Source organism: Streptomyces sp. NBC_00459 (genome assembly GCF_036013955.1).
Lineage (GTDB): Bacteria > Actinomycetota > Actinomycetes > Streptomycetales > Streptomycetaceae > Streptomyces.
On the sequence record NZ_CP107903.1, the window covers coordinates 9,246,474 to 9,270,758 of the forward strand.

Here is a 24,285-nt window from a genome sequence, read left to right on the forward strand (position 1 = left end):
TTATCGACGGTGAACGAATCTAGCTCAGGTGAGGGGCTTTGTTGCCGGGAACTGCGAAGTCGTTTTCCCCTGGGAGGTTTCGGAAGTGGTTTTCCGTGAACAGAGCCTCGGACCGGCTCGCTTCACCTCACCCGCGCACCGGCGTCAGCCATACCGTGGCGAGCGGCGGCAGCGTCAGCCGGACGCTCGCCGACCGGGGCGTCACGGCCCCGGTGTTGCGGACGTCGCTGCCGCCGAAACGGGCGGCATCGGTGTTGAGGACCTCCTGCCAGGCTGGGGCGGAGCCGGGAACGTCGAGGCGGTAGTCGTGGCGGACGACCGGCGAGAAGTTGCTGACGGACAACAGGGGTTCTCCTTCCGCGTCATAGCGCAGAAAGGCGAAGACGTTGTCCTCGGCGGCGTCCCCGGCCACCCACCGGAAACCGGCTGGGTCCGTGTCGCGTTGCCAGAGGGCGGGGGTGCGGCGGTAGACGGTGTTGAGATCGCGGACGAGATCGCGGACACCCCGGTGGTCGGGCTCGGCCGCGTACGCCGCGTCCAGCAGCCACCAGTCCGGCCCGTCGGCCTCGGACCACTCCGCGCCCTGGGCGAACTCCTGCCCCATGAAAAGGAGTTGCTTGCCGGGATGGGCCCACATGAAACCGAGGTACGCGCGGTGGTTCGCCCGTTGCTGCCACCAGTCGCCCGGCATCTTCGACACCAACGACCGCTTGCCGTGGACGACTTCGTCGTGGGAGATCGGCAGGACGTAGTTCTCGCTGTACGCGTACACCATGGAGAACGTCATCTCGTGGTGGTGGTGCTTGCGGTGGACCGGGTCGTGCTGGACGTAGCCGAGCGAGTCGTGCATCCAGCCCATGTTCCACTTCAGGCCGAAGCCGAGCCCGCCGCTGTCGGTGGGCCGGGTCACCCCGTCCCACGCGGTGGACTCCTCGGCGATCGTCACGACCCCCGGGACCCGCCGGTAGACGGTGGCGTTCATCTCCTGGAGGAAGGCGACCGCGTCCAGGTCCTCCCGCCCGCCGTGCACGTTCGGCGTCCACTGCCCGGAATCACGTGAGTAGTCGAGGTAGAGCATCGAGGCGACCGCGTCCACCCGCAGCCCGTCCAGGTGGAACTCCTCGCACCAGTACACGGCGTTGGCGACCAGGAAGTTGCGCACCTCGGTCCGCCCGAGGTCGAACTCGTACGTCCCCCAGTCCGGATGCTCGGCCCGCCGCGTGTCACCGGGCTCGTAGAGAGGCCCCCCGTCGAACCGGGCCAACGCCCACTCGTCCTTGGGGAAATGCGCCGGAACCCAGTCCAGCAGGACACCGACACCGGCCCGGTGCAGCGCGTCGACCAGGTACCGGAAGTCGTCGGGGGAACCCAGCCGGGCGGTCGGGGCGTAGTAGGAGGTGACCTGATACCCCCAGGAGCCGCCGAAGGGATGCTCGGCGACCGGCATGAGCTGGACGTGCGTGAAGCCCAGGTCCTTTACGTACGCGGGGAGTTCGTCGGCAAGCTGACGGTATGTCAATCCACGTCGCCAGGAAGGAAGATGGACCTCGTACACGGAGAACGGCTCCTCGTGCACGGCCGTGCCGGTCCGGCGGGAGAGCCACTCCTCGTCGCCCCACTCGTAGTGGGAGGCGGTGACGACGGACGCCGTCGCGGGCGGCACCTCCGTGCGCCGGGCCATCGGGTCCGCCTTCATGACCCGGCCACCGTCCCGGCCCACGACCTCGAACTTGTACCGCTCGCCCTCACCCACGCCGGGCACGAACAGCTCCCACACACCGCCGGCGCCGAGGGAGCGCATCGGATGGGCTGTGCCGTCCCAGAAGGTGAAGTCCCCGGTCACCCGGACCCCTTGCGCGTTGGGAGCCCAGACGGTGAAGCGGGTACCGGTGACGCCCTGGTGGGTCATCGGCTCGGCGCCCAGCGCCTTCCACAGCTCCTCGTGCCGTCCCTCCCGGATGAGATGCAGATCCAGATCGCCCAGCGCGGGCAGGAACCGGTACGGATCCTCGACCTCGGACTCGCCGCCCTCGTACGACACCAGCAACGTGTAGTCGGGAAGCGCGGCGGAGGAGGGGGCGAAGGGGAGTACGGCGCTGAAGAACCCGTCACCGTCGTCGTCGAGCCTGCTCGACTGCCCGTCGACGAGCACGCTCACGCCCCGCGCGTGCGGGCGCAGCGCACGGAGGACGACCCCGCCTCCGGGCACGGGATGCGCGCCGAGCAGCGCGTGCGGGTCGTGATGGGTGCCGGAGAGCAGGCGCTGCTTCTCACCGGGATCCCACAAGGCGTCGGGTCTGCCCAGGGAGGCCGTGTCGGGGAGGGAGGGGTCGTGCAGGGCCACAGCGGTCAGCCTCCTCGGACGGAGAGTCGCTCGATCGCCGCCATGGGGACGGGGAGCCAGTCGGGGCGGTGCCGGGCCTCGTAGACGACCTCGTACACGGCCCGGTCGGTCTCGTACGCGCGCAGCAGCCCGGGGTCGTGGCGCGGATCCCGCCCGGCCCGGGCCGCGTACCCCGCGCAGTAGGCCTCCCGGCAGCGCAGCGCCCACTCGGGGCGCCACGGCAGACGCGTGCGGGCGGCGTAGTCGAAGGAGCGCAGCATGCCCGCGATGTCCCGTACCGGTGACTGGGCACTGCGGCGTTCGGCGAGCGGGCGGGACGGTTCGCCCTCGAAGTCGATCACGAACCAGTCGCCGCCGGTACCGCCGGTGCGCAACACCTGTCCGAGGTGCAGATCACCGTGGACGCGCTGTGCGGCCGGGCCGGCGTCGAACCCGGCCAGGGTGTCGAAGGCGGCCCGGAGTCCCTGGGCGTACGGCCGCAGCGCCGGTACGCAGTGCACGGCCGCATCGAGACGCTCGGTCATCGCCGCCGCCGTACGCCTGCTGTGCCGCACGCCGCGGGTGTCGCAGGGGAAGGCGGTCGCGAGGGCCAGATGTACGTCGGCGGTGGCGCGCCCCAACGCGTAGGCCTCGTCGGTGAACGGGTGTCCCGCGGCGAGGGCACGCAGGGCAAGCGTCCAGCCGTCGGAAGCTCCGGGCAGGTAGGGCTGGAGCACCCCGAGAGTCGCGTCCTGCGGCAGACCGGTCCGGAACCAGGCGGCCGGGGCAGGTACCCGGGCGCAGCCCTGCCGGGCGAGGGCGGCGGGTACCTCCAGGTCGGGGTGGATACCCGGCTGGACGCGTCTGAGCACCTTCAGGATGAACGAGTCGCCGTACACGAGCGAGGAGTTGGACTGCTCGACGTCGAGGAGTCGCGGGGCGAGTCCGGCGGGCACGCTGATGCCGGGATCGGCCTCGAAGCGCAGGGGGCCGGCCGTTCCCGGACGCCGGAGCCGCTCCAGCAGGAGCCCTGCCGCCCGGGGGTCCTGCAAGGCGTCGTAGACCAGCAGTCCGGCCAGGGGTCCCTCGTGCGCGCGGCCGATGAGGGCCCGGCCGAGGCGCGGTGACGGGCGGTCCCGTACTCCGAGGAGCAGTTGGTAGCAGTCACCGGGTGGGGGAGGGCCTCCCGGAGCGGGGACGGCCGTCTGGCCGGTGCGGACGAGCAGGTGCAGACAGCCCGGAAACAGCTCGGTCATCGACAGCAGGCCCAGGTCCGTGACGGGCCGGTCCTTGCCCGCGAACCAGCGCTGCTGGGGCAGCCACTCGCGCAGCAGCCCGCCGAGCGAGGTCAGCGGCTCGGCGAGGGCCGTCCTGCTCGGGCGAAGAGATGCGGTCTTCGGCATGGTGGCGCGTCCTTTCGCGAGCACACATTCACGGTCGTCGGGCAGTGCGTGGGGCGACTCGGGACAGCCGGAACCAGTAGAAGCCGTGGCCTGCGAGGGTGAGGAGGTAGGGCAGTTCACCGATGGCGGGGAAGCGGACTCCACCGATCAGCTCGACCGGGTGTGCGCCGCTGAACGCCCGCAGGTCGAGTTCGGTGGGCTGGGCGAAGCGGGAGAAGTTGTGGACGCACAGGACGAGGTCGTCCTTGTGTTCGCGGAGGAAGGCGATGACGGCGGGGTTGGTGGAGGGGAGTTCGGTGTAGGAGCCGAGGCCGAAGGCGGGGTTCTGTTTGCGGATCTCGATCATGCGCCTCGTCCAGTGCAGGAGCGAGGAGGGGGACGACATGGAGGCTTCGACGTTGGTGACCTGGTAGCCGTAGACGGGGTCCATGATCGTGGGCAGGACGAGGCGGCCGGGGTCGCAGGAGGAGAATCCGGCGTTGCGGTCGGGGGTCCATTGCATGGGGGTGCGGACGGCGTCGCGGTCACCGAGCCAGATGTTGTCGCCCATGCCGATCTCGTCGCCGTAGTAGAGGATCGGCGAACCGGGCAGCGACAGCAGCAGGGCCGTGAACAGCTCGATCTGGTTGCGGTCGTTGTCCAGGAGGGGCGCCAGCCGCCGCCTGATGCCGATGTTGGCGCGCATACGCGGGTCCTTGGCGTATTCGGCCCACATGTAGTCGCGTTCCTCGTCGGTGACCATTTCGAGGGTCAGTTCGTCGTGGTTGCGCAGGAAGATGCCCCACTGGCAGTGGGAGGGGATGGCGGGGGTCTTGGCGAGGATCTCGGAGACGGGGTAGCGCGATTCGCGGCGGACGGCCATGAAGATGCGGGGCATGACGGGGAAGTGGAATGCCATGTGGCATTCGTCGCCGCCGCTCTGGTAGTCGCCGAAGTAGTCGACGACGTCCTCGGGCCACTGGTTCGCTTCCGCCAGGAGCACCGTGTCGGGGTAGTGGGCGTCGATCTCCTTGCGCACGTGCTTGAGGAAGTCGTGGGTGGCCGGGAGGTTCTCGCAGTTGGTGCCTTCGGCCTGGTAGAGGTAAGGGACGGCGTCGAGGCGGAAGCCGTCGATGCCGAGGTCGAGCCAGAACCGCAGCGCGGAGATGATCTCCTCCTGTACGGCCGGGTTCTCGTAGTTGAGGTCGGGCTGGTGGGAGAAGAAGCGGTGCCAGTAGTACTCCTTGCGGACCGGGTCGAAGGTCCAGTTGGAGGCTTCGGTGTCGACGAAGATGATGCGGGCGTCCTGGTACTGGTCGTCGGTCTTCGCCCACACGTAGTAGTCGCCGTAGGGGCCTTCGGGGTCGTTGCGGGATTCCTGGAACCAGGGGTGCTGGTCGCTGGTGTGGTTCATGACGAAGTCGATGATGACGCGCATGCCGCGTTGGTGGGCGGCGTCGACGAACTCGACGAAGTCGGCCAGGTCGCCGAACTCGGGGAGGACGGCGGTGTAGTCGGAGACGTCGTAGCCGCCGTCACGCAGGGGTGACTTGAAGAAGGGGGGCAGCCACAGGCAGTCGATGCCGAGCCACTGGAGGTAGTCGAGTTTGGCGGTGAGGCCTTTGAGGTCGCCGATTCCGTCGCCGTTGCTGTCCTGGAAGGAACGGACGAGGACCTCGTAGAAGACGGCGCGTTTGAACCACTCGGGGTCCCGGTCCTTGGCGGGAGTGTCCTCGAAGGTGTCCGGGACAGGCTCGTTGACGGTCACGGGGTCACTGGCCTCCAGTCGAATACCGCAGCAGGTGAAAGACGTGCGCGGGCGCCCTTCCCGGCTCCAGACGTACGTAATTGGTGCGGCCCCAGCGGTATGTCTCACCGCTCAGTTCGTCACGCACCGAGAGGGAATGCTCTTCGTCTTCCCGCCTGCCCAGGCCGAGTTGCGGCATGTCCAACGAGACCGTCGCCTCCTGGGTGTGGTGAGGGTCGAGGTTCACCACCACCACAACCGTGTCCTCGCCGGTGCGCTTGCTGTACGCGATCACCGCGTCGTTGTCGGTCCGGTGGAAGTGCAGATTCCTGAGCCGGTGCAGGGCGGGGTGGTCTCGTCTGATCCGGTTCAGGGAGGCGATGAGCGGAGCGATCGACCGTCCGTCTCGCTCGGCCGATTCCCAGTCCCTGGGCCGGAGTTGGTATTTCTCGGAGTCCAGGTATTCTTCGCTGCCCTCGCGCAGGGGGGTGTTCTCGCACAGTTCGTAGCCGCTGTAGATGCCCCAGGTGGGCGAGAGCGTCGCGGCCAGCACGGCACGCGCCTCGAACGCCGGACGGCCGCCCCGCTGAAGATACGCGTGCAGGATGTCGGGGGTGTTGACGAAGAAATTCGGCCGCATGTACGCCGCCGCCTCACCCGACAGTTCGGTCAGGTACTCGGTCAGCTCCGCCTTGCCCGTGCGCCAGGTGAAGTACGTGTACGACTGCTGGAAACCGACCTGGGCCAGCGTGTGCATCATCGCCGGCCGGGTGAACGCCTCCGCCAGGAAGATCACGTCCGGGTCGGTGCCGTTGATGTCCGCGATCACCCGCTCCCAGAAGAACACCGGCTTCGTGTGCGGATTGTCGACCCGGAAGATCCGCACCCCGTGCGCCATCCAGTGCCGCAGCACCCGGGTGGTTTCCGCGACCAGACCCGGCAGATCGGCGTCGAACGCGATGGGATAGATGTCCTGGTACTTCTTCGGCGGGTTCTCCGCGTACGCGATCGTCCCGTCCGGCCGGTGATGGAAGAACTGCGGATACTTCTGCACCCACGGATGATCCGGCGAGCACTGCAGCGCGAAGTCCAGCGCCACCTCCAGCCCGTGCCGGCCGGCCTCCGCGACGAAGAAGACGAAGTCCTCCAGCGTCCCCAAGTCGGGGTGTACGGCGTCGTGCCCGCCCGCCTCGGAACCGATCGCCCACGGCACCCCCACATCCTCCGCCGACGCCGACAGCGTGTTGTTGGGACCCTTGCGGAAGGTGTGCCCGATCGGATGGATCGGCGGCAGGTAGAGGACGTCGAAACCCATCGCGGCGATCGCCGGCAACCGCCGCGCCGCCGTCCGGAACGTCCCGTGCGGCTGCTCCGGCGTGCCCTCGGAACGCGGGAAGAACTCGTACCAGGCCCCGTACAGGGCCCGCTCCCGCTCCACCGTCAGCGCCAACACCTCACTCGACGTGACCAGCTCACGCAACGGATACCGACGCAACACCTTGCCCACCGCCGGGGTGAGAGCCGGGGCGAGACGATCCGCGACAGGGAGCGAGTCGTCGCCCAGGGCATGTGCTGCGGCCAGCACGACAGCACGGGCCGCCCGATCCGACACCCCCGCGGCTGCGCGCTCGTACAGCAGCGCGCCTTCCTCCAGCACCAGCCCGACGTCGATCCCGGCCGGGATCTTGATGCCCGCCTGATGCCGCCAGGTACTGACCGGGTCGCTCCACGCCTCGACCCGGTAGGTCCAGTGGCCCGGTGCGTCCGGGGTGACGTCCGCGCCCCAGCGGTCGCTGCCCGGGGCGAGTTCGCGCATCGGCGTCCAGGGGCCCGGACGGCCTTCCGGGTCGCACAGCACGACGTTCGCGCCGACCGCGTCATGGCCCTCGCGGAAGACCGTCGCGGTGACCTGGAAGGTCTCATCCGCGACGGCCTTGGCCGGGCGCCTGCCGCTTTCGACGGCCGGGCGCACATCCCGTACCGGGATGCGGCCGATGGCCGGGGTCGGGCTCATGGGTCTCACCTCGCCGAGTTCTGGTCGGGGTCGCGGGTGCCGCGGGCGGGGCTATCCCCCCGCTGTGGAGCGCTGGACGGCCTGGGCGGCGTGCCCGGTGAAGCGGTCCGCGTGGGCCCAACCTGCCTGTTCCCGGAGATAGGCGACCAGGCTCGTGCGGAGATAGCGTTCGGCGGCGTGTACCGCCTCCCGTGCGCAGCGTTTCCCCATCAGCACGCACAGGGTGTAGCCCGAGTCCTCGAAACTGTCCCGCGCCGAACGGTCGGACGGGGCCGCGAGCATGACGCGCTCCCACGCCCGGTACCTGTCCAGCTGTCGGGCGACCTCGGCTTTGGCGGGCAACAGCATGGCGCTGGTCCCCTTCCTCGTGACTCACTGCTTCTACGCTTCCACGGCGAGACCTTCACTCATGGTGCACGTGCGGCGACCCAGCGTCTTGTTGGACCTTCAACCACTACTGGTGGTGCTCGTGTTGCACGAATGGACCAACGCTCCCACTCTGGAGCTGACTCAGAAGCGAACAGTGCTCACGCTTCGCGTTCGGGGCTCGTCCCCGCAGGGCGTGAAGGGGCGTGGGCCCGCCGTGAGGAGCCAACGAAGATGAAGAGCGCAGAGTCCTGTTACTACCACCTCGACGTGGAGGTCTGTCCCGAGCGGGTCGGGCAGGTGGGCCGCATTCTGGCCGCCCATCTCCGGCTCTGGGACCTGGAGCATCTTGTCGGGTCCGTCTGCCAGGGCACCGAAGCGCTGTTGCGTGCCATCGACGAGCACGCCACCGACAAGCAGACGGTGATCGAGATGTGGTGGAACGGTCAGCACCTCATCACGGCCATCGCCGAGCACGACCGTGACCTGCGCCTCGACCGGGAACTCGGCAACTGCCTGGCGTGGATCGCCGCGGTGAGCGACGGCTGGGGCTGCTGCGCCACCGGCACGGGTGCCAAGGTCATCTGGTTCTCGCGTCGGGCCCGCGCCTGCGAAGGCGCCCCGCTGATCCCGGGCCCGCCCGGACCGACCCTGCGGGAGGTGCGTCAACTGCCCTGCGGGGGACCGGCCTTCGCCGGTCCGGAGAACAGGGCGTCGGGTGTTCTCGTGAACACGTAGGGGCACGGTACTTCCGGACTCTGTCCGGGCATAGTGGAGTTGGCATCCTGCTACGGGGGCGGGGTGGGTACAGGGGGAACACCGTGTTCAGGTATGTCCACTACGAAGTGATGTGCGGGATCCTCGCGGTCTGTGCGGCAGCCGTGAGTGCGGGGGTGGTTTTCGGGGTGAAGGGCGCTCCCGAGACGCCGCGAGGTGTCGCGCATGCGGTCGCCTTCGGTCTGCTGCTCCTGGCGGGCGGCGCGGGGTTCGGAATTGTGAGCGTCTCCCGGCTGAAATGGTTCGGAGAGGGCCGGGACTTCGACAAGGCGGTACCTCTGGACGAGACCGGTGCGGTCCTGCCGACGCAGGGCGAGCAGTACCGCAACTGCGTCAACGTGTACCTCTTCGTCTTCCTGGTGGCATACGCGCTGGGTGGCGGGCTGCTGTGGGAGCGCGGCCTGGCCCTCTCGCCGCTGTTCCTCGCGGCGGTGTGGCTGGCCCGCGGGTGGTGGGTGGCCCGCTGGGAGCGATGCCACGGCCTGCTGCTCTGGAACGGCCGGGCCCGCGCCCGGCTTCCGGAAGGCGACCAGGACCTGTACTCGTCGATCCGATAGCCGGCGGGCTCAGCGAGGGAGGCGCGACGTCACCGTGAACTGCGCCCCGTCCGGATCGCGCAGCACCGCCTCGTGCGGCACGGAACCGGAGTCGTACCGCAGGATGCTGCCGCCGTTGTCCTGCGCGGACTTGACGCAGGCCGCCACGTCCTCGACCGCGAAGTGGACCTGCCAGTGCGGCCGGATGGTGGGGTCGGGAGCCGCCTCCAGGGCACCCGAGACGATGCGGGCCACGACGTCGCCCCGGCTGCGCAGTACGACCTCGTCGCCCTCGTAGTGGACCTGACAGCTACCGGGCCGGCCCGAGGCCCACTCCAGGATCTCGCCGTAGAAGATGGCCGCGTCGAAGGCGTCGCGGGTGTGCAGCCGCACGAAGGTCGGCGCCGCCCGGCGCCAGGCCTCCCAGCCGGCGAGCAGCTCACCCTCCCAGATCCCGAAGATCGCCCCGTCGCGGTCGGCCAGCAGGGCCGCCCGGCCGGGCGGGAAGGAGAGCGGCCCGACCGCCGCCGTACCCCCGCGCTCGCGAACCCGCGCCACCGCATCGTCGGCGCTCGGCACGGCGAAGTACGGGGTCCAGGCGACCACCATCTGCCACACGGAGGCCACCGCGGCGATCCCCGCGACCGGCGTGCCGTCCACCAGCGCGACCCGGAAGCGGTCGCCCAGGCGGGCCGAACGCCATCTCCAGCCCAGGACGGCGCTGTAGAACGCCTCGGTGGCCCGTGTGTCGCGGCTGGTGAGGCTCACCCAGCAGGGGGCGCCGAACACCGAATGGGTCGAGGAGACGACGTCCGTCGCGCCGCCGGGATGTCTCGGGTGGTTCATGGCACTCGTGTCCTGACTTCGTCGACCGGCAGGCACCGGTCGGGCACCAGTCTCCGACCGAACCCCGTTCCGGTGCCTGTCGAGTACCCCGATCGGGTCTGCCGGCACATGGTGGGCGCAATGCCGTATCGCGGGGATGAATCCGAGCCGGGGAGGTGACGGAGGAATGCCGGCCCGAAATCGGTGCCGAGCTGAAAAACACTCCACACCGTCACGGCCCACTCGGATTCAGGTGGCGGACCGAATTCACCGCCCTTGTCGTGAGCGGGAGTGGGTTTCAACTCCGTCCTTCTGGTGAAACCGGGAGGGAGGGCATGCTGACGAGCCTTTCCCGGGAGGGTTCGGCAGTGAGCCCGTCCCCCCCCAGTCGCCCGGCCGAGAAAGACCACCCCGGGCGACTGCGGCATGGACGGGTTCGGCCGGCTCTCAGCAGGCGCCGGCGAGCTCCCCCCGCCGTGTCCGGCTCCTCCCGGAGCGGTCGGCGGACGGCTCGGTGGACGATTCCTCGTCGAGCTCCTCACGTATGCGCGCGCAGCAGGTGCTGAGCAGCCGGGAGACGTGCATCTGTGAGATGCCGAGTTGCGACGCGATCCGGCTCTGCGTCATCCCGCGGAAGAACCGCAGGTAGAGGATGGTCCGCTCACGTTCGGGCAGAGCACGCAGGCAGGGACCGACGGCCGTACGGTCGACGATCAGGTCGAAGCCGGGGTCGGTTCCGCCGACGGAGTCCGTGAGCGCGTATCCGTCGGTACGCGGCAGCTCCGCCTCCAGCGACAGCACGGAGAAGCACTCCAGGGCCTCCATGCCGGTCCGCACCTCGCTCTCGCTCAGTTGCGTGCGGGCGGCGATCTCGGCGACGGTCGGTGGACGTCCCGAGACGGTGGCGGACAGTTCCTTGGAGGCGGTGCGAACCCGGTTGCGCAGGTCCTGCACCCGGCGCGGCACATGCAGCGCCCACAGATGGTCGCGGAAGTGGCGTTTGATCTCGCCGGTGATGGTGGGCACGGCGTACGCCTCGAAGGCGGCGCCGCGCTCCGGGTCGTAGTGGTCGACAGCCTTGACGAGTCCGACGGCCGCGACCTGGTAGAGGTCCTCCAGGGCCTCCCCGCGTCCCCTGAAGCGGACCGCGATCCGCTCCGACATGGGCAACCAGGCCCGTACCAGGTCGTCCCGGAGGGCTTCGCGATCCGGTCCCTCGGGCAGTCGGGCGAGCCGTTCGAAGTCGGCGGCCGTGTCGGGGGCGTCGTCGTGCGGATGTTGCTTCGTTCTGGTGGCGACAAGCATCGCGCGCACCTTCCTCGCACTGGTGCTGGATGGACAGACACCGGGGGAGAGTGCGCTCACGGACCGGACGGAGACCGACCGAGACCCGGCGAACCGGCTCCCACGGGCGTGCCTCCAGTCCGAAGCACTACCAGTCGAATTCCCGCTCCAGATGACAGGGAAACAAATCGGCACAAAAAGTGACTCACTGTTTCCGATCGGTCGCCACGCGAATTCATGATGCGAAATTTGCTGCATACATGTTCTTGACTTCTCCATTCCTTTCTCGTGGTTCATCACCTCTGACACAGAGCTAATCTCGATATGTGGAACCAGTGACCTTCGCGGACGAACTGGCCGACGCGCTCCTCGGGGTGCAGCGGCTGATCCGGCGCCGACTGCGCGGCGGGACGAGCGCGCCCCGGCTGCGGGGCGCCGAGGTAGAGCTGCTGCGCCTGGTCGTCAGCCGCCCCGGTATCGGTATCTCCGACGCGGCCAAGGAGCTGTACCTGGCGGGCAACTCCGTGTCGACGCTCGTGAACCAGCTGGTCGTAGCCGGTTACCTGATTCGCGGCACGGACCCGGCCGACCGGCGGGCCGCCCGGCTGCTGCCCACCCCGGCGGCCGAGGCCCGCCTCAGGGAGTGGCGGGAACGGCGCACCGCTCTCGTACGCCGGCAGATGTCCCGCCTCGACGACGCCGACCGGGACGCCCTGCGGGCCGCGCTTCCGGCCCTGCGGAAACTGGCCCGGAACCTGCGCGAGGAACGCGAGGAACGCGAGGAACGCGAGGAATCGGAGGAGACGTGACGTCCGAAAAGATCACCGACAGCCTCGAAGCCGTCAGCTGTACCGGTCTCGTGTACGCCTTCGGCGGGACCAGAGCCGTCGACGGACTCGATCTCATCGTCCGGGAAGGGGAGGTGTTCGGGCTCCTCGGGCCGAACGGCGCGGGCAAGACCACGGCGATCCGCTGCGTCACCACACTTCTGCCGGTGCCCGCCGGGATGGTCCGCGTCTTCGGTCACGACGCCGCCGGGGACCGGATGGCGGTGCGCCGACTCCTCGGATACGTGCCGCAGCAACTGTCCGCCGACTCCGGGCTCACCGGACGCGAGAACGTCGTTCTGTTCGCCAGGGTCTTCGACGTCCCGCGCCGCGAGCGTGCCGAACGCGTCGGCCAGGCCCTGGCGGCGGTCGGCCTCACCGACGCGGCCGACCGGCTCGCGAAGACGTACTCCGGTGGCATGGTGCGTCGGCTCGAACTCGCTCAGGCGCTGGTCAGCGCGCCCCGGCTGCTCATCCTCGACGAACCCACCATCGGGCTGGACCCCATTGCCAGGACCGGCGTGTGGGAGCACATCGACGCCGTGCGCGCCGCCACCGGTATGACGGTCCTGGTCACCACGCACTACATGGACGAGGCCGACCAGTACTGCGACCGGATCGCCCTCATGCACCACGGCCGTATCCGCGCCCTCGGTACCCCCGACGAACTCCGGGCGGGTCTCGGCGAACGCCGCCGGGCCGAGGGCGTGTCCGCCGCCCCGCCGCCCACGCTGGAGGACGTCTTCCGGGATGTCGCCGGCAGCGGCCTCGACGACCGGTCAGGAGACTTCCGCGATGTCCGAAGCACCCGCCGCACCGCTTCCCGCGTCGGCTGACCCCGCCGCCCCGAACCTCCTGCTCGTGCCGCCCAAGCCCAGAACGGGCTGGCGGCTGCTGCCCGCCAGGGTCGGCGCGATGTGCGCCGTCGAGCTGCAGAAACTCCGCCACGACCGCACCGAGCTGTACACCAGGGCCGTCCAGCCGGCCCTCTGGCTGCTCATCTTCGGCGAGACCTTCACCCGGATCAGAGCGATACCCACCGGCGGCATCCCGTACCTCGACTATCTGGCGCCCGGGATCATCGCCCAGTCCGCGATGTTCATCGCCATCTTCTACGGCATCATGATCATCTGGGAGCGGGACGCCGGAATCCTCACCAAGCTCCTCGTCACCCCGACCCCGCGCGCGGCCCTCGTCACCGGCAAGGCCTTCGCGGCCGGTGTGAAGGCGCTGATCCAGGCCGTCGTCGTGATCGTCATCGCCGCTCTGCTCGGTGTGGCCCTGACCTGGAACCCGCTCAGGCTGCTCGGAGTCGCGGCGGCCGTCGTCCTCGGCTCCGCCTTCTTCTCCTGTCTGTCGATGACGATCGCCGGGATCGTGCTCACCCGCGACCGGCTGATGGGCATCGGTCAGGCCATCACCATGCCCCTCTTCTTCGGCTCCAACGCCCTCTACCCGGTCAGTGTGATGCCGGGCTGGCTCCAGACCGTCAGCAGGATCAACCCCCTGAGCTACCAGGTGAACGCCCTGCGCGGTCTCCTCCTCGGCACCCCCGCCAACCTCGCCGTGGACTTCGGGGTCCTGCTGCTCGCCGCCGTCCTCGGCGTCGTGGCGGCCTCCTCGCTCCTCGGCCGACTGGCCCGCTGAACGCCGGTCACGACCATGCACCTGAACGTGATGTGCGGCACGCGCCCACCTGGTGTGGGACGGCCCGTCGGTGGATTTCCGCTGCACACCGCTTGATCAGTGATCAAGGGGACGAATTCGCTGGCCACAGCGCATTCCGCTCATTTGACTGTGTGCCGGGCGCAAGGATAGGAAGCAGCCATCCGAGGTCGAGAGGTGGACTGTGCACGAGCCGAACGTGGTCGGGGACTGGCACGAGTACGACGAACATGCCGGCCTGCGTGTCCGCGCCCACCGTCTGGTCGCGGCCGAACCGCCGCGCGGACGCGACGACGCAGCCGAGGGACTGACCTATTTCAGCCTCCGGGTGACGGTCGAGAACCGCGGCAGCCGGCATTTCGGCGTCCACCTGGAGGACGGCCAGATCGACATCAGGCTCGGCGCCGACGGCGAGGGCGCCTTCATCGACTGGCGGAACTCGCAGTTCATCGAGGGCTTCGACGTCCACCCGCTGCGCCGCGCCACGGCCGTCCTCTACGCGGCCGGACCGGAAGCCTCCCTCGCGCAGGTGGACGTACAGATCCAGCTGCGCGTCGAGGAGGAGTGGACCGCCCGGCACCTCTGGGTGGGCGGGATCGGTCTGCCCGAGGACTTCACCGGCGTCGGCGTACACCACGGCACCGCCCGTGACGGGGTGGCTCACCAGGCGAGCGACTTCCTCAAGGAACAGCGGGACCTGAGGGAGCAGCGGGACCAGAAGGGCCAAACGGAACCCACCTGAGTGACGGACCGACCCGAACCGGCATGCTGCCTTCGCCGCCGCCGGACGGGCTCGGCTTCCGCACCCCGGTCCTCAGTGCGCGATGTTGTCGATCAGCTCGCGCGCGCCCTGCCGCAGCAGCGCCACCGCCACGGACGTGCCGAGCGTGGCCGGGTCGAGGCGGCCCGCCCACTCGTGGGCGTTGAGCTGCACCTTGCCGTCCGGGGTGAACACGCAGGCGCGCAACGAGAGTTCACCGCTGCGGTCCACCTTCGCGTACCCGGCGATCGGGCTGTTGCAGTGCCCCTGGAGAACGTGCAGGAACATGCGTTCGGCCGTCGCCTCCCGATGCGTGTCCGGGTCGCCGAGGCCGCTGACCGCGTCGATCAGCTCGGTGTCGCCCTCACGGCACTGGAGGGCGAGGATGCCCGCGCCGATCGGCGGCATCATCGTCTCGGGGGAGAGGATCTCGCTGACCACGTCCATCCGGCCGATGCGCTCCAGGCCGGAGACGGCGAGGAGCAGCGCGTCCGCCTCCCCGGCCGCGAGCTTCTCCAGTCGCCGGTTGGCGTTGCCGCGGAACGGCACGCACTCAAGGTGCGGGTGGGACGCGGCCAGCTGGGCGATCCGGCGCACCGAGGACGTACCGATCCGGGTGCCGTCCGGCAATTCGTCGAGGGTGCGGCCACCTGGGTGGATCAGGGCGTCGCGGATGTCGTCCCGCTTGAGGAACGCGGCGAACATCGTGCCTGCGGGGAGCGGCCGGTCGGCGGGCACGTCCTTGACGCAGTGCACCGCCAGATCGGCCTCACCGGCCAGCAGCGCGGCGTCGACCTCCTTGGTGAACGCCCCCTTGCCCTCGACCTTGGACAGATCGCCCATCCACTTGTCGCCGGTCGTCTTCACGGGGACGACCTCGGTGCGGACCTGCGGATGTACGACGGCCAGTTCGGCACGCACCCGTTCCACCTGGGCCAGTGCCATGGGCGAGTCGCGGGAGACGATACGGATCAGTTCAGGGACGGACATGCCGACACGATAGACCCTTCGGGCCACCCTCCTGCTCCGAACCGGTGGCTTCGCCCGGGGAGTTCGCACCCGCCGCGGAGACCACCGGGCGCCCTGCCGTCGACTGCCCGGCAGGTACGGCTGCCCGCCCGCCAGGGCAGGAAGGGCGCGAAGCCGAAGGCCGGACGCGTGGCCCCGGCACCGAGCAGTGTGCTCGCCGGTGCGGCGGCACCGGCGAGCCCCTCGGTCGGCGGTTCGTCGCGCATGGTGCCGATCCCCAGAGCGAGCCCTCCCCGGATGGCATGCCCCTGCGGGTCCGCCCGACAAGCATCGGCGCCAGGCCCTCGCCGAGGGCACGGGCAACCGGGTCGGCCGCCGACAGAGCCAGGCCCTGCCGACGCGATCGCCCTCGGCGTCGCCGCCCTGTGAGCTGCCTGTCCAGCGGAGACCGTGGGGCGGGGGAGCGGGGCCCGGGGCTTTGGAGTCTCCCCGGGTCCAGCCCGCCCGCCGTCGTGACTGGCTTGCCCCCCGGCTGTCAGTCCTGCCCGTTGTCCTGTTCGTCGAACGTGACGACGACCTTCTCGGCGGCTCCGGGGGTGAGGGCGAGATCGAAGGCGCTGCCGACGTCGGCGAAGGGGATGCGGTGGCTGATGAGCTTGGCGAAGGTTTCGTGGTGTTCGACGAGTTCGGGGGTGACCTCGAAGATCTCGGTGGGGTAGCCCTGGGAGGCGATCAGGGTGAGCTCGCTGCGCAGCATGCCGCCGAGGTCGATCTGGTCGGACTTCTTCTGTACGGCGACCATGACGAGCTTGGCGCCCCACTTGGCGGAGTCGACGGTGGTGTTGAAGACGGCGGGGACGCCGGCGGCGTCGATGTAGATGTCCGTGCCGGGGCGGGGCTGGCCGAGGGAGTTGGCGGCTTGGCCGTGGAGTTCCGTCAACCGCTCCGTCACGTTCTCCGTGCGGGAATTGATGACGGCGTCGGCGCCGATGGCGAGGGCGGTCTCGAGGCGCTCGGGGATGACGTCGGCGACGACGACGTGCTTGACGCCGCGGAGTTTGAGCCAGATGGTGGCGCCGAGGCCGATGGGGCCGGCACCGAAGACGACGACGGTGTCCTCGGGTGTGGCTTCGGAGCGGTTGACGCAGTGCCGGGCCACCGCCATCGGTTCGTTCAGTGAGGCGACGTCGAAGGGGACGGTGTCGGGGAAGACGGCGACCGTCTTTCCGACCTCGCAGTCGTCCAGGAGCAGGTACTGGCTCATCGCTCCGTGTGCGCCGCCGCAGCCGATGATGCCGGACGACACGCCCTGCGGGTTGACGACGACACGGTCGCCGACCTTCAAGTCCCTTACTTCAGCGCCGAGTTCGATGATCTCACCGGCGGGCTCGTGTCCCAGCGGGATGGCCCGCATGGTGCCGTCGGCGCTGGGCATGCCGCCGAGGTGGAGGAAGAAGGTGTCGGTGCCGCAGATGCCGCAGGCACGCACACGCATGAGGGCGTCCTTGGGGCCGGGGACGGGGCGCTCGACGTCGACGACCTCGACCTTGTCCTTCGCGGTGTGCACGGACCTCATTGTGGTTGACATGAGTAACTCGCCTTCTGCGTAACGGTGTTGGTGTTCATGCGTGGGGGCTCTGGGGGGTGGTCGGCGGTCAGGCCGCGGTTCGTGTCCGGGACGGTGTCGATCTGGATGTCGCGGGCGTCGACGGGCCCGGGCCGATCGCATCGGCCCGGATGCGCTGCTTCCCTCACATCGCGGAAGGGTTCTCGGCGTATGGGTGTCGCACGGGTACTCGTCCGCTCAATGGGACATGGGCGCTCATCCCGAAGCCTTCACGGCGCGCAGCACGGCGTCGGCCATACCGCGCTCACCTCGCTCGTTGGGGTGAACCGGGGCCGCGTCCGCCGCCGGTATCAAGGGCTCGATCCAGCGGCTGTCCCGAGCCGCGCAGGCGTCACGGCCGACGGACGGCCCGTAGGTGTCGACGTACACCGCCCCGGCGGCCTCGGCCCGCTTCCGCAGCGTGCTGTTGAGCTGCCGCTCCTTGGCGTCGAGGAACCGCATGTCCCCGGGAGCGAGGGTCATGTCGTCGTCGCAGCGCTTGCCCGTGGACGGCAGGATCGCCGGATAGCCGACGACGTACACCTCGGCCCGCGGCGCCCGGCGCTTCACCTCGGCGAGCGCGGCGGTCAGCCGATCGCCCGCCGTGTCGATCCGCCGCGACACCTTGTCGGCGCCGTCGGAGACGTACTCCCCGTGACAGGGGGCGTCGTTCCCGGTGAACCTGTCGCTGCCGGTCAGCCGGTAGACGACGCCCTTCTTGACGCACTCCTGGATCGTGGCGGCGAAACCGATGTCGTTGCCGCCCACCCCGATCGTGACCAGCCCGGTCCTCGCGGTGAGCGCGGACAGCTGGGCCGGGTTGACGCCGTTGTCCGTGGTCTGGGCCGAGGAGAGGTCGGCGATCTTCGCTCCACTGCAACTCATGTCGCGGAAGTCGGCAGTGTCCAGGGCCAGTTGCCGCGCGACCAGGGAGGGATAGTTCCGGTCGGAACGGTCACAGCCCGCGGGCGTGGTGGCCTGGGTGGGAATCCCCGGGCCCGAGGTGTAGGAGTCGCCCAGCGCCACGTACGGGCCCTGTGGCGCCGCCGAACCGTCGTCGTCGCGTCCGACGGCGATCGCCGTGACCAGCACGCCGCACGCGACCGCCCCGGCCAGTCCGACTCGTACGAAGGTCCTCATAGGGTGTCCTGCCTTCCGTCTCCTGAGGCCGGCCCGGCCGGCACTGCTCGCTTCGGGGGCGTGTGGGCCCGGGGGACGGTGGTGGGCGGTGAGCGGGACGGTCTCGGTGGCACTGTCGGCCTCGTACGCCGGGGAGGGTGGGCCGGGGTGCTGCCCAGTGGCCACGAGGAGTGCCGTCGAACCGGGGGGGGTGTCCTCGGACCCGGCGCCGGACGGGGGGAGTTGTCCGACGCCGAGTCCGAGGGGCGCGCCGGGCCCCGTCCCCACGGGTTCGGCGCGGCGGGGCCTCCTCCGCTCAAGGCGGCCCCGGTCCGGGTGCCCGCTGCTCTTCGCTGCGCGGGCTTCGGTGACCTGGGCGGTCACCGGGGACGGTGGTCAGGTGGTGCGGGTCATGAGAACTCCTGCGGCTGTGGTGTGCGGGGTCCGTCGGGTCGCAGGGGTGCTGCCGACGGCGAAGGACTCCGTTTTGCTTGAGTCAGGCAAGCACATCTGAATTACTTGAGTCAAGCAAGCTAATGTCGAACGGTGTCGAATCCGGGAAGGGGTGTGGTTATTTTGCTTGAGTCACGCAAGCAGAATGTTAGGGTGGCGGACATGCTCACACCACCGTCAGCGGAAGTCCTCGCTTCGGCGGCGACAGACGTGGCCGAGATCGACCGGAATCTCAATCGCATCGCTCACCTGGCCTACCACGCCAGGCAGCACGGGCTGCTGAGAAAGCTGGCAGGCGTCCCGCTGGAGCGCTCCGCCGTGGTGCTCCTGCGGCAGATCGCCGACTCCGAACCCCTGCGCCCGGGAGAGCTGGCGAACCTGCTGGCGGTGGAGGCCTCGCACATCACCCGCCAGGTTCAGCAGCTCCAGAAGGCCGGTTACGTCACGCGCGTACCCGACCCCGACGACCGCCGCGCGCAGCGCATCCAGCTAACCGCGGCGGGTGAGGACGCGGTCGTCCGCATCCGGGAGGTCAGTTGCCGCAGCATGCGGAGGGCCCTGGAGGGCTGGTCGCCCGATGAACTCCGGCGCCTGACCGCCTTCGTGGACCGGATGGTCGACGACGTGCTGTCGGCCATCGACGCGAGCGACGGCCGTGAGGCCGCCGTGCCCCAGCACACCCCCTGACCGCACAGGGCGGCGCGGCGTGCACCCCACTGGTCCTGCCGTCCCGTGTCGCCGGACGGCCGACCGGGGTGGTTCGCGCGGCCGTTGAGACGTGAAGCGTGGACCCCATATGAACGGTCTTCCCCAAGCGGACATCTGCGAGAAACCGGCGCTGGTCCAGGATCGCGGGCAGCATGTCCTGATCATCGCCGGCGATCCCGTGACCGTCGAACTGCTGGCGACGGCGCTGGAGTTGGCGGGCTATCTGGTCGGCACCGCAGGCTCCGGGGCCGAGGCGCTGACCCGGCTCGGGGGCTTCCGGTTCGACCTGGTGGTGCTCGACCTGGCCCTGCCGGACCTGGACGTGCTGGCGCGGCGGCATCGCGTCACCGGTGAACGCCCGGCGGTTCTCTTCCTGGCCGCCCCCGACTCCCTCGGCGCACTGCTGTCGGCGATGGGCCCGGTCGGCCGGGACTACGTGACCACGCCCTTCCGTGTCGCCGAAGTCCTGGTCCGCGTACAGGTGTTGCTGCGCGGCTGGAGCCCCGCAGGGCAGCCGAGGGCGCTGTCGTACGGAGATCTGGCCCTGGACGACGCCACCTGCGAGGCGTACCGCGGGCCGCGTCCGCTCGATCTGACTCCGGCGGAGTACCGGCTGCTGCGCCACCTCCTGGTCAACTCCGGGAAGGTGCTGTCGAAGGAACAGATCGCCCGGCACGTGTGGGGTGAGTACCGGGGCGGCAACGCGATCGAGCAGCTCGTCTCGCGGCTGCGCCGCAAGGTGAACCAGGAGGCGCCGGTGCTGATCCACACCCGTCGGGGGTTCGGCTACTGGCTCGGTGCCGCCACTTCGTGAACGAGGGTGGGGGCGGGGCGGGTTGCACCCAGGGTCTTCCCGCTTCCCTTGCGCACCGCATCTCGATGCGTTCGATGCGTTCGATCGGCCGGGAGAGCCCCGACTGCCGAATTTACTTGAGTTACGCAACGAGATGGTAAACTTGAGGGTATGTCCACACCGCCACCCAAGACCGCTCCCGCCCCGAAGGATGTGGCAGAGATCGAGCGAGCTCTCACCCGCATCTCGTATCTGCTCAGCCGTGCCCGGCAGCACGACCGTCTGATGGCCATCGCCGGAGTCCCGCTCGACCGGGCCGCCACCGCGCTCCTTCGGCAGATCGCCGACTCCGAACCGATGCGCCCCGGCGAACTCGCCAACCGGCTCGCGGTCGAGGCCTCCCATGTCACCCGTCAGGTGCAGCAGCTCCAGAAGGCCGGATACGTCACCCGGGTTCCCGACCCCGACGACCGCCGCGCGCAGCGCATTGAGCTGACGGCGACGGGTAAGGAGGCCGTCGAGCGCGTCAGAGAGGCGAGCCGCCGCGGTATGCAGATGGCCCTCGGAGGCTGGTCCGCCGAGGAACTTCAGCAGCTCGCCGGCCTGTTCCACCGGATGGTCGACGATTTCCTCGCCTACTCCCTCGACGATGACGGCGAGGCGGGCGTCGTCGAACCCCTCCCCAGCGTCTGACGCAGCACCTCGCGCCGTGTCGCACCGCGTCCGCGGTGCGATCGGTCACTCCCCGTCGAGCACCAGCTCGACCGTGTGCCGACCGGTTCCGGCCGCGGCGAGAACCGGGGCGGCCGGTCGTCCGTCCACCGTGCAGGAGCGCACCCGGTTCCCCGCGCCGGTCAGTGCGATGTCGAGGGTCATGCCCCGCCAGCGCAGCCCGCGCAGCCGGACCGACCCCCACCGCCGAGGCAGACAGGGTCTCAGCCGCACCGCGTCCGTCGAGTGCTCCAGGCCGACCAGCCCTTCGTGGACGAGGCGCAGATACGCGGTCGCCGACCAGGTCTGATGCGGCTGCGAGACGAAGTGCTCGGCTCTGCCGCTCGCGCCGCTCTGCCAGCCGCCGTCGACCGTCCCGCTCACCGAGTCGTACACCTCGTAGAAGTCGCCCCCGCTGCCTGTGACGAGGTCCGCCAAGGTCTCTACGGCACGCGCGAACGGTTCGGCCCGGCCGGCGCCGGCCGCGGCCAGTCCGTACAGGCCGTGCACCATCGGCCAGACCATCACGTTGTGCCGACCGGGTCGGCCGGCGCCGAACCGGGCGAAGTGCGGCCAGACATTGACGATGCCGTGCGGCTGCCAGTGGGTGCTGTCCAGGATCTGCCGCGCCCGCTGCCCGTCGGCCACGCCGAGCAACAGCGCGAGAGCGAGTCCGGCGCCCTCCTGCGAGGTGTCGACACGGCCGGCGGACGGACCGGCACCGTGCACGAGATACGCGTACGTGCCCGCGTCCGGCCGCCACAGATGCCGGTCGATCGCGGTACGCAGCCGCTCGGCCGCCGCACGCCACGCCGATGCCTCCGCTGGCTTGCCCAGGGCATCGGCCATGGCCGCCAGAGCCGATCGCGCGCCGTAGTACAGGCAGTTCGTCGACAGGCACAGCAGGTCGGCGGCGTGCGGATGGTCGAGGACGAAGGACGAACGGACACCCGAGGTCCAGGGCGGATCGGGATAGCCGGAGATCCCGTCGTTCATGAACCCCGGCCCCCGGAAGAGCCCGTACGTACTGTTGAAGCTGTGCGCCTCGCGCGCCTCCATCGTGTGGACGGCCGTCTCGTGCGCCTTGGCCAGGAAGTCCCGATCGCCGGTGACCAGGTAGTGGTGCCAGGCGGCCACGATCCACACGACCTGGTCCCACCACTGGTTGTCCTGCTGTACGACCAGTCCGCCCGGCCCTCGGTCCACCACCGACCAGAGGGTGTTGCGGCCGAGTCCCGGAGCCAGCAGGGAGGCCGCGCTCCACGCGTTGACGGCCGCGTCCCGGGTCCATCGCTGCGGCGTCGGATAGCCGGCCCCGGCCCGTACGACGGTGCCGGGCGGGTCGGTGAGCAGCCCCGCCCTGTCGTAGACCGCCGGATCCGCCCTGATGGTGTTGCGGTCGGACATGTCCGTCAGCGCGGACGCGTAGAGCCTGCCCAGTCGGCGCTGGGTGGCCGGGTCGTCGAAGGTGAGTGTGGGCATGGTGAACCCGATCGTGGGGGCCACGGCACGGGCGGTGGCCGGGGCTGGGGCGGCACCGACGCCGGCCGCCGTGAGCGCCGTACCGCTCGCGGCCTTGAGAAACCCCCGTCGGCGAACCGGGGCTCCCTTGCCGTCCCGGTCACCGGTGTCCTGCTCCGCAGCCGCCATGCTCATTCCTCGCCGCTCCTTGTTCACGTCCCGCGAGCCGTGTGCCTCCCGAAGCCTGGAGAACGACGGCACCGCCCGGTCGGTGACGCGGCGAGGGCACTCCTGTCGGTGGGGTGCTCGCGGGCGGCGGTTGCCGGCGGCTCAGGCGATGCCCCCGTTGGCACGCAACACCTGGCCGTTGACCCAGTGGCCGGCCGGGCCGACCAGGAAGGACACGACCGAGGCGATGTCCTGAGGCGTGCCCAGGCGTTCCAGCGGCGGCTGGGCGGCCAGGCGGGCGACGGTCTCCTCGTCCTTCCCGTCGAGGAACAGGTCGGTGGCCGTCGGTCCGGGCGCGACGGCGTTGACGGTGATGTCCCGGCCGCGCATCTCCCGGGCGAGGATCAGCGTGAGGGCCTCGACGGCGCCCTTGCTCGCCGCGTAGGCGCCGTAGCCGGGGAAGGACAGGCCGAGAACCGACGTGGAGAAGTTGACGAGCGCTCCGCCCGGCCGCAGCCGCCGTGCCGCCTCCCGGTCGACGACGAACGTGCCCCGGATGTTGGTGCGGTGGACGGCGTCGAGCTCGTCCAGGTCGAGTTCGGCTATCGGGGACAGAGCCATCCGGCCGGCCGCGTGGACGACGGCGTCGACGCCTCCGTACGTGCTCTCCGCGAGGTCGAACAGGGCGCTCACGTCGGCCTCGTCGGCGACATCGGCGCGGGCGGAGCGCGCGGCGCCGCCGGCGGCCTCGATGGTGTGCACGGCGTCCTCGGCGGCCTCCTTGTTGCCTGCGTAGCCGACCACCACGGCGAAACCGTCGGCGGCGAGCTGCTGGGCCACCTGCCGCCCTATCCCGCGCGAGCCGCCGGTGACGATCGCGACGCGGGGGCCGGTGCGGGGAGTGCCGGACGGGGTGGTGCTGGTCCGAGAGGTCATGACGGATCCCTTCGTCATCGCTTCGTATCGACGTTACGGTTGATTCGTATCGACGGTATCACGGAATCGTAGCGACGATAAAGGGTGCTCGTAACGTCGCTACGAATGTCGTACCGTGAAGGCATGGACGCGAGAGAGAAGATCCTGGACGCCGCCACGGAGTTGCTGGGCCGGGCGTCGGCAGCCGATGTGTCGACGCGGGCCGTGTGCGAGGCGGCGGGCGTGGGGGCGCCGATGCTCTACCGGCTCTTCGGCGACAAGGCGGGGCTGCTCGCCGCAGTGGTCGACCGGGGATTCGAGCAGTACCTCGCGTCCAAGCGCGCCGCCCGGCCCAGCGACGACCCGGTCGCCGACCTCAAGCGCGGCTGGGACAACCACATGCGCTTCGCGCTGGACCACCCGAACCACTACCGCCTCATGTACTCGCCCGAGCTCACCACGCCCCCAGCCGCCGCGAATGAGGCCCACGCCCTGCTGCACGGCGTGCTGGAGCGGTGCGCGGCGGCCGGGCTGCTGACCGTCCCTCCGGAGGCCGCCACCCGGGTCGTCATGGCGGCGAACGTCGGCGCGGCCCTGTCCATGCTCACCAGGCCGGAGCAGTACCCCGACATCCGGTTCGCCGCCCGCCTGCGGGACTCGGTGATCGACTCCGTCACCCGCCCCGCCGACACCGGCGAACCGCGCGACACCGGCCGGGAGAGCGCGGTACCGGCGGCGGCGGCCACCCTCGCCGCCCGGCTGCGCGCCGAACCCCCGCAGCGGCTCACCGTGGTCGAGGCGGCCCTCCTGCAGCAGTGGCTGGGAACGCTCGCCGATTCCGGCGAGCCCACGGCCTGACCACGGGAGACAGTCGAA

Annotated in this window: 22 protein-coding genes; 10 read left to right on the forward strand and 12 right to left on the reverse strand. The window is 70.0% G+C overall.

Features of this window, described 5'->3' with window-relative positions; translation table 11 throughout:
* Positions 1-127: 127 nt before the first annotated feature.
* Genes glgB through OHN74_RS40610 form a run of 5 tightly spaced genes read right to left on the reverse strand, consistent with a single transcriptional unit; the run spans position 128 to position 7,814 of the window.
* On the reverse strand, positions 128-2,344 hold the full coding sequence (gene glgB / locus OHN74_RS40590; RefSeq protein WP_443060519.1) for a 1,4-alpha-glucan branching enzyme: 2,217 nt from the start codon (positions 2,342-2,344) through the stop codon (positions 128-130).
* 5 nt (positions 2,345-2,349) lie between these two features.
* A complete protein-coding gene (locus OHN74_RS40595; RefSeq protein ID WP_327699567.1) occupies positions 2,350-3,726 on the reverse strand; it encodes a maltokinase N-terminal cap-like domain-containing protein in 1,377 nt (458 codons plus the stop codon).
* A 28-nt stretch (positions 3,727-3,754) separates the two neighbouring features.
* Entirely contained in the window at positions 3,755-5,473 is a 1,719-nt protein-coding gene (treS, locus tag OHN74_RS40600) for a maltose alpha-D-glucosyltransferase (protein ID WP_327699568.1), read from the reverse strand.
* A gap of 4 nt (positions 5,474-5,477) precedes the next feature.
* Positions 5,478-7,466, reverse strand: a complete 1,989-nt coding sequence (locus OHN74_RS40605) for an alpha-1,4-glucan--maltose-1-phosphate maltosyltransferase (protein WP_327699569.1) — start codon at positions 7,464-7,466, stop codon at positions 5,478-5,480.
* A gap of 51 nt (positions 7,467-7,517) precedes the next feature.
* Positions 7,518-7,814 carry a DUF5133 domain-containing protein gene (locus OHN74_RS40610; RefSeq protein ID WP_327699570.1) on the reverse strand — a complete coding sequence of 99 codons (297 nt, stop codon included), beginning with the start codon at positions 7,812-7,814 and terminating at the stop codon, positions 7,518-7,520.
* A gap of 252 nt (positions 7,815-8,066) precedes the next feature.
* On the opposite strand from OHN74_RS40610, the gene OHN74_RS40615 reads away from it, so the two are divergent.
* Complete coding sequence (locus tag OHN74_RS40615; protein ID WP_327699571.1) at positions 8,067-8,570, forward strand: pep a2; 504 nt, start codon at positions 8,067-8,069, stop codon at positions 8,568-8,570.
* An 83-nt stretch (positions 8,571-8,653) separates the two neighbouring features.
* Positions 8,654-9,166, forward strand: a complete 513-nt coding sequence (locus tag OHN74_RS40620) for a hypothetical protein (RefSeq protein ID WP_327699572.1) — start codon at positions 8,654-8,656, stop codon at positions 9,164-9,166.
* A gap of 9 nt (positions 9,167-9,175) precedes the next feature.
* Here OHN74_RS40620 and OHN74_RS40625 read toward each other — a convergent pair whose 3' ends face one another.
* Together OHN74_RS40625 and OHN74_RS40630 are read right to left on the reverse strand one after the other, a co-directional pair.
* Complete coding sequence (locus OHN74_RS40625) at positions 9,176-9,991, reverse strand: VOC family protein (RefSeq protein WP_327699573.1); 816 nt, start codon at positions 9,989-9,991, stop codon at positions 9,176-9,178.
* Between the two features lie 426 nt (positions 9,992-10,417).
* On the reverse strand, positions 10,418-11,275 hold the full coding sequence (locus tag OHN74_RS40630; RefSeq protein ID WP_327699574.1) for a SigB/SigF/SigG family RNA polymerase sigma factor: 858 nt from the start codon (positions 11,273-11,275) through the stop codon (positions 10,418-10,420).
* 305 nt (positions 11,276-11,580) lie between these two features.
* Between OHN74_RS40630 and OHN74_RS40635 the strand changes: the two genes are divergently transcribed.
* From OHN74_RS40635 to OHN74_RS40650, 4 genes are all read left to right on the forward strand, one after another.
* Positions 11,581-12,063: a MarR family winged helix-turn-helix transcriptional regulator gene (locus OHN74_RS40635; protein WP_327699575.1), complete on the forward strand. Its 483-nt coding sequence runs from the start codon at positions 11,581-11,583 to the stop codon at positions 12,061-12,063.
* Positions 12,060-12,917 carry an ATP-binding cassette domain-containing protein gene (locus OHN74_RS40640; RefSeq protein ID WP_327699576.1) on the forward strand — a complete coding sequence of 286 codons (858 nt, stop codon included), beginning with the start codon at positions 12,060-12,062 and terminating at the stop codon, positions 12,915-12,917. Before OHN74_RS40635 ends, OHN74_RS40640 begins: the two co-directional genes overlap by 4 nt.
* A complete protein-coding gene (locus tag OHN74_RS40645) occupies positions 12,877-13,728 on the forward strand; it encodes an ABC transporter permease (RefSeq protein WP_327699577.1) in 852 nt (283 codons plus the stop codon). Before OHN74_RS40640 ends, OHN74_RS40645 begins: the two co-directional genes overlap by 41 nt.
* A 202-nt stretch (positions 13,729-13,930) precedes the next feature.
* The gene (locus OHN74_RS40650; protein ID WP_327699578.1) at positions 13,931-14,488 is read left to right on the forward strand and encodes a hypothetical protein; all 558 of its coding nucleotides are present in this window, start codon (positions 13,931-13,933) and stop codon (positions 14,486-14,488) included.
* 72 nt (positions 14,489-14,560) lie between these two features.
* Here OHN74_RS40650 and hemC read toward each other — a convergent pair whose 3' ends face one another.
* The 3 genes from hemC to OHN74_RS40665 form a co-directional block, all read right to left on the reverse strand.
* Complete coding sequence (gene hemC, locus OHN74_RS40655; RefSeq protein ID WP_327699579.1) at positions 14,561-15,496, reverse strand: hydroxymethylbilane synthase; 936 nt, start codon at positions 15,494-15,496, stop codon at positions 14,561-14,563.
* Between the two features lie 514 nt (positions 15,497-16,010).
* The gene (locus OHN74_RS40660; protein ID WP_327700439.1) at positions 16,011-17,051 is read right to left on the reverse strand and encodes a zinc-dependent alcohol dehydrogenase; all 1,041 of its coding nucleotides are present in this window, start codon (positions 17,049-17,051) and stop codon (positions 16,011-16,013) included.
* Between the two features lie 246 nt (positions 17,052-17,297).
* On the reverse strand, positions 17,298-18,221 hold the full coding sequence (locus tag OHN74_RS40665) for an SGNH/GDSL hydrolase family protein (protein WP_327699580.1): 924 nt from the start codon (positions 18,219-18,221) through the stop codon (positions 17,298-17,300).
* A gap of 594 nt (positions 18,222-18,815) precedes the next feature.
* On the opposite strand from OHN74_RS40665, the gene OHN74_RS40670 reads away from it, so the two are divergent.
* The 3 genes from OHN74_RS40670 to OHN74_RS40680 all read left to right on the forward strand — a co-directional run bounded on the left by OHN74_RS40670 (position 18,816) and on the right by OHN74_RS40680 (position 20,847).
* A complete protein-coding gene (locus tag OHN74_RS40670; protein WP_327699581.1) occupies positions 18,816-19,340 on the forward strand; it encodes a MarR family winged helix-turn-helix transcriptional regulator in 525 nt (174 codons plus the stop codon).
* Between the two features lie 109 nt (positions 19,341-19,449).
* Entirely contained in the window at positions 19,450-20,175 is a 726-nt protein-coding gene (locus OHN74_RS40675) for a response regulator transcription factor (protein ID WP_327699582.1), read from the forward strand.
* Positions 20,176-20,325: 150 nt separating this feature from the next.
* Positions 20,326-20,847, forward strand: a complete 522-nt coding sequence (locus OHN74_RS40680) for a MarR family winged helix-turn-helix transcriptional regulator (protein WP_327699583.1) — start codon at positions 20,326-20,328, stop codon at positions 20,845-20,847.
* A 45-nt stretch (positions 20,848-20,892) separates the two neighbouring features.
* Here the strand turns inward: OHN74_RS40680 and OHN74_RS40685 are convergent, their stop codons facing one another.
* Both OHN74_RS40685 and OHN74_RS40690 read right to left on the reverse strand, forming a co-directional pair.
* Positions 20,893-22,521, reverse strand: a complete 1,629-nt coding sequence (locus OHN74_RS40685; RefSeq protein WP_327699584.1) for an MGH1-like glycoside hydrolase domain-containing protein — start codon at positions 22,519-22,521, stop codon at positions 20,893-20,895.
* Between the two features lie 135 nt (positions 22,522-22,656).
* On the reverse strand, positions 22,657-23,430 hold the full coding sequence (locus OHN74_RS40690) for an SDR family oxidoreductase (protein WP_327699585.1): 774 nt from the start codon (positions 23,428-23,430) through the stop codon (positions 22,657-22,659).
* Between the two features lie 123 nt (positions 23,431-23,553).
* On the opposite strand from OHN74_RS40690, the gene OHN74_RS40695 reads away from it, so the two are divergent.
* Positions 23,554-24,267, forward strand: a complete 714-nt coding sequence (locus OHN74_RS40695; protein WP_327699586.1) for a TetR/AcrR family transcriptional regulator — start codon at positions 23,554-23,556, stop codon at positions 24,265-24,267.
* Positions 24,268-24,285: the final 18 nt, after the last annotated feature.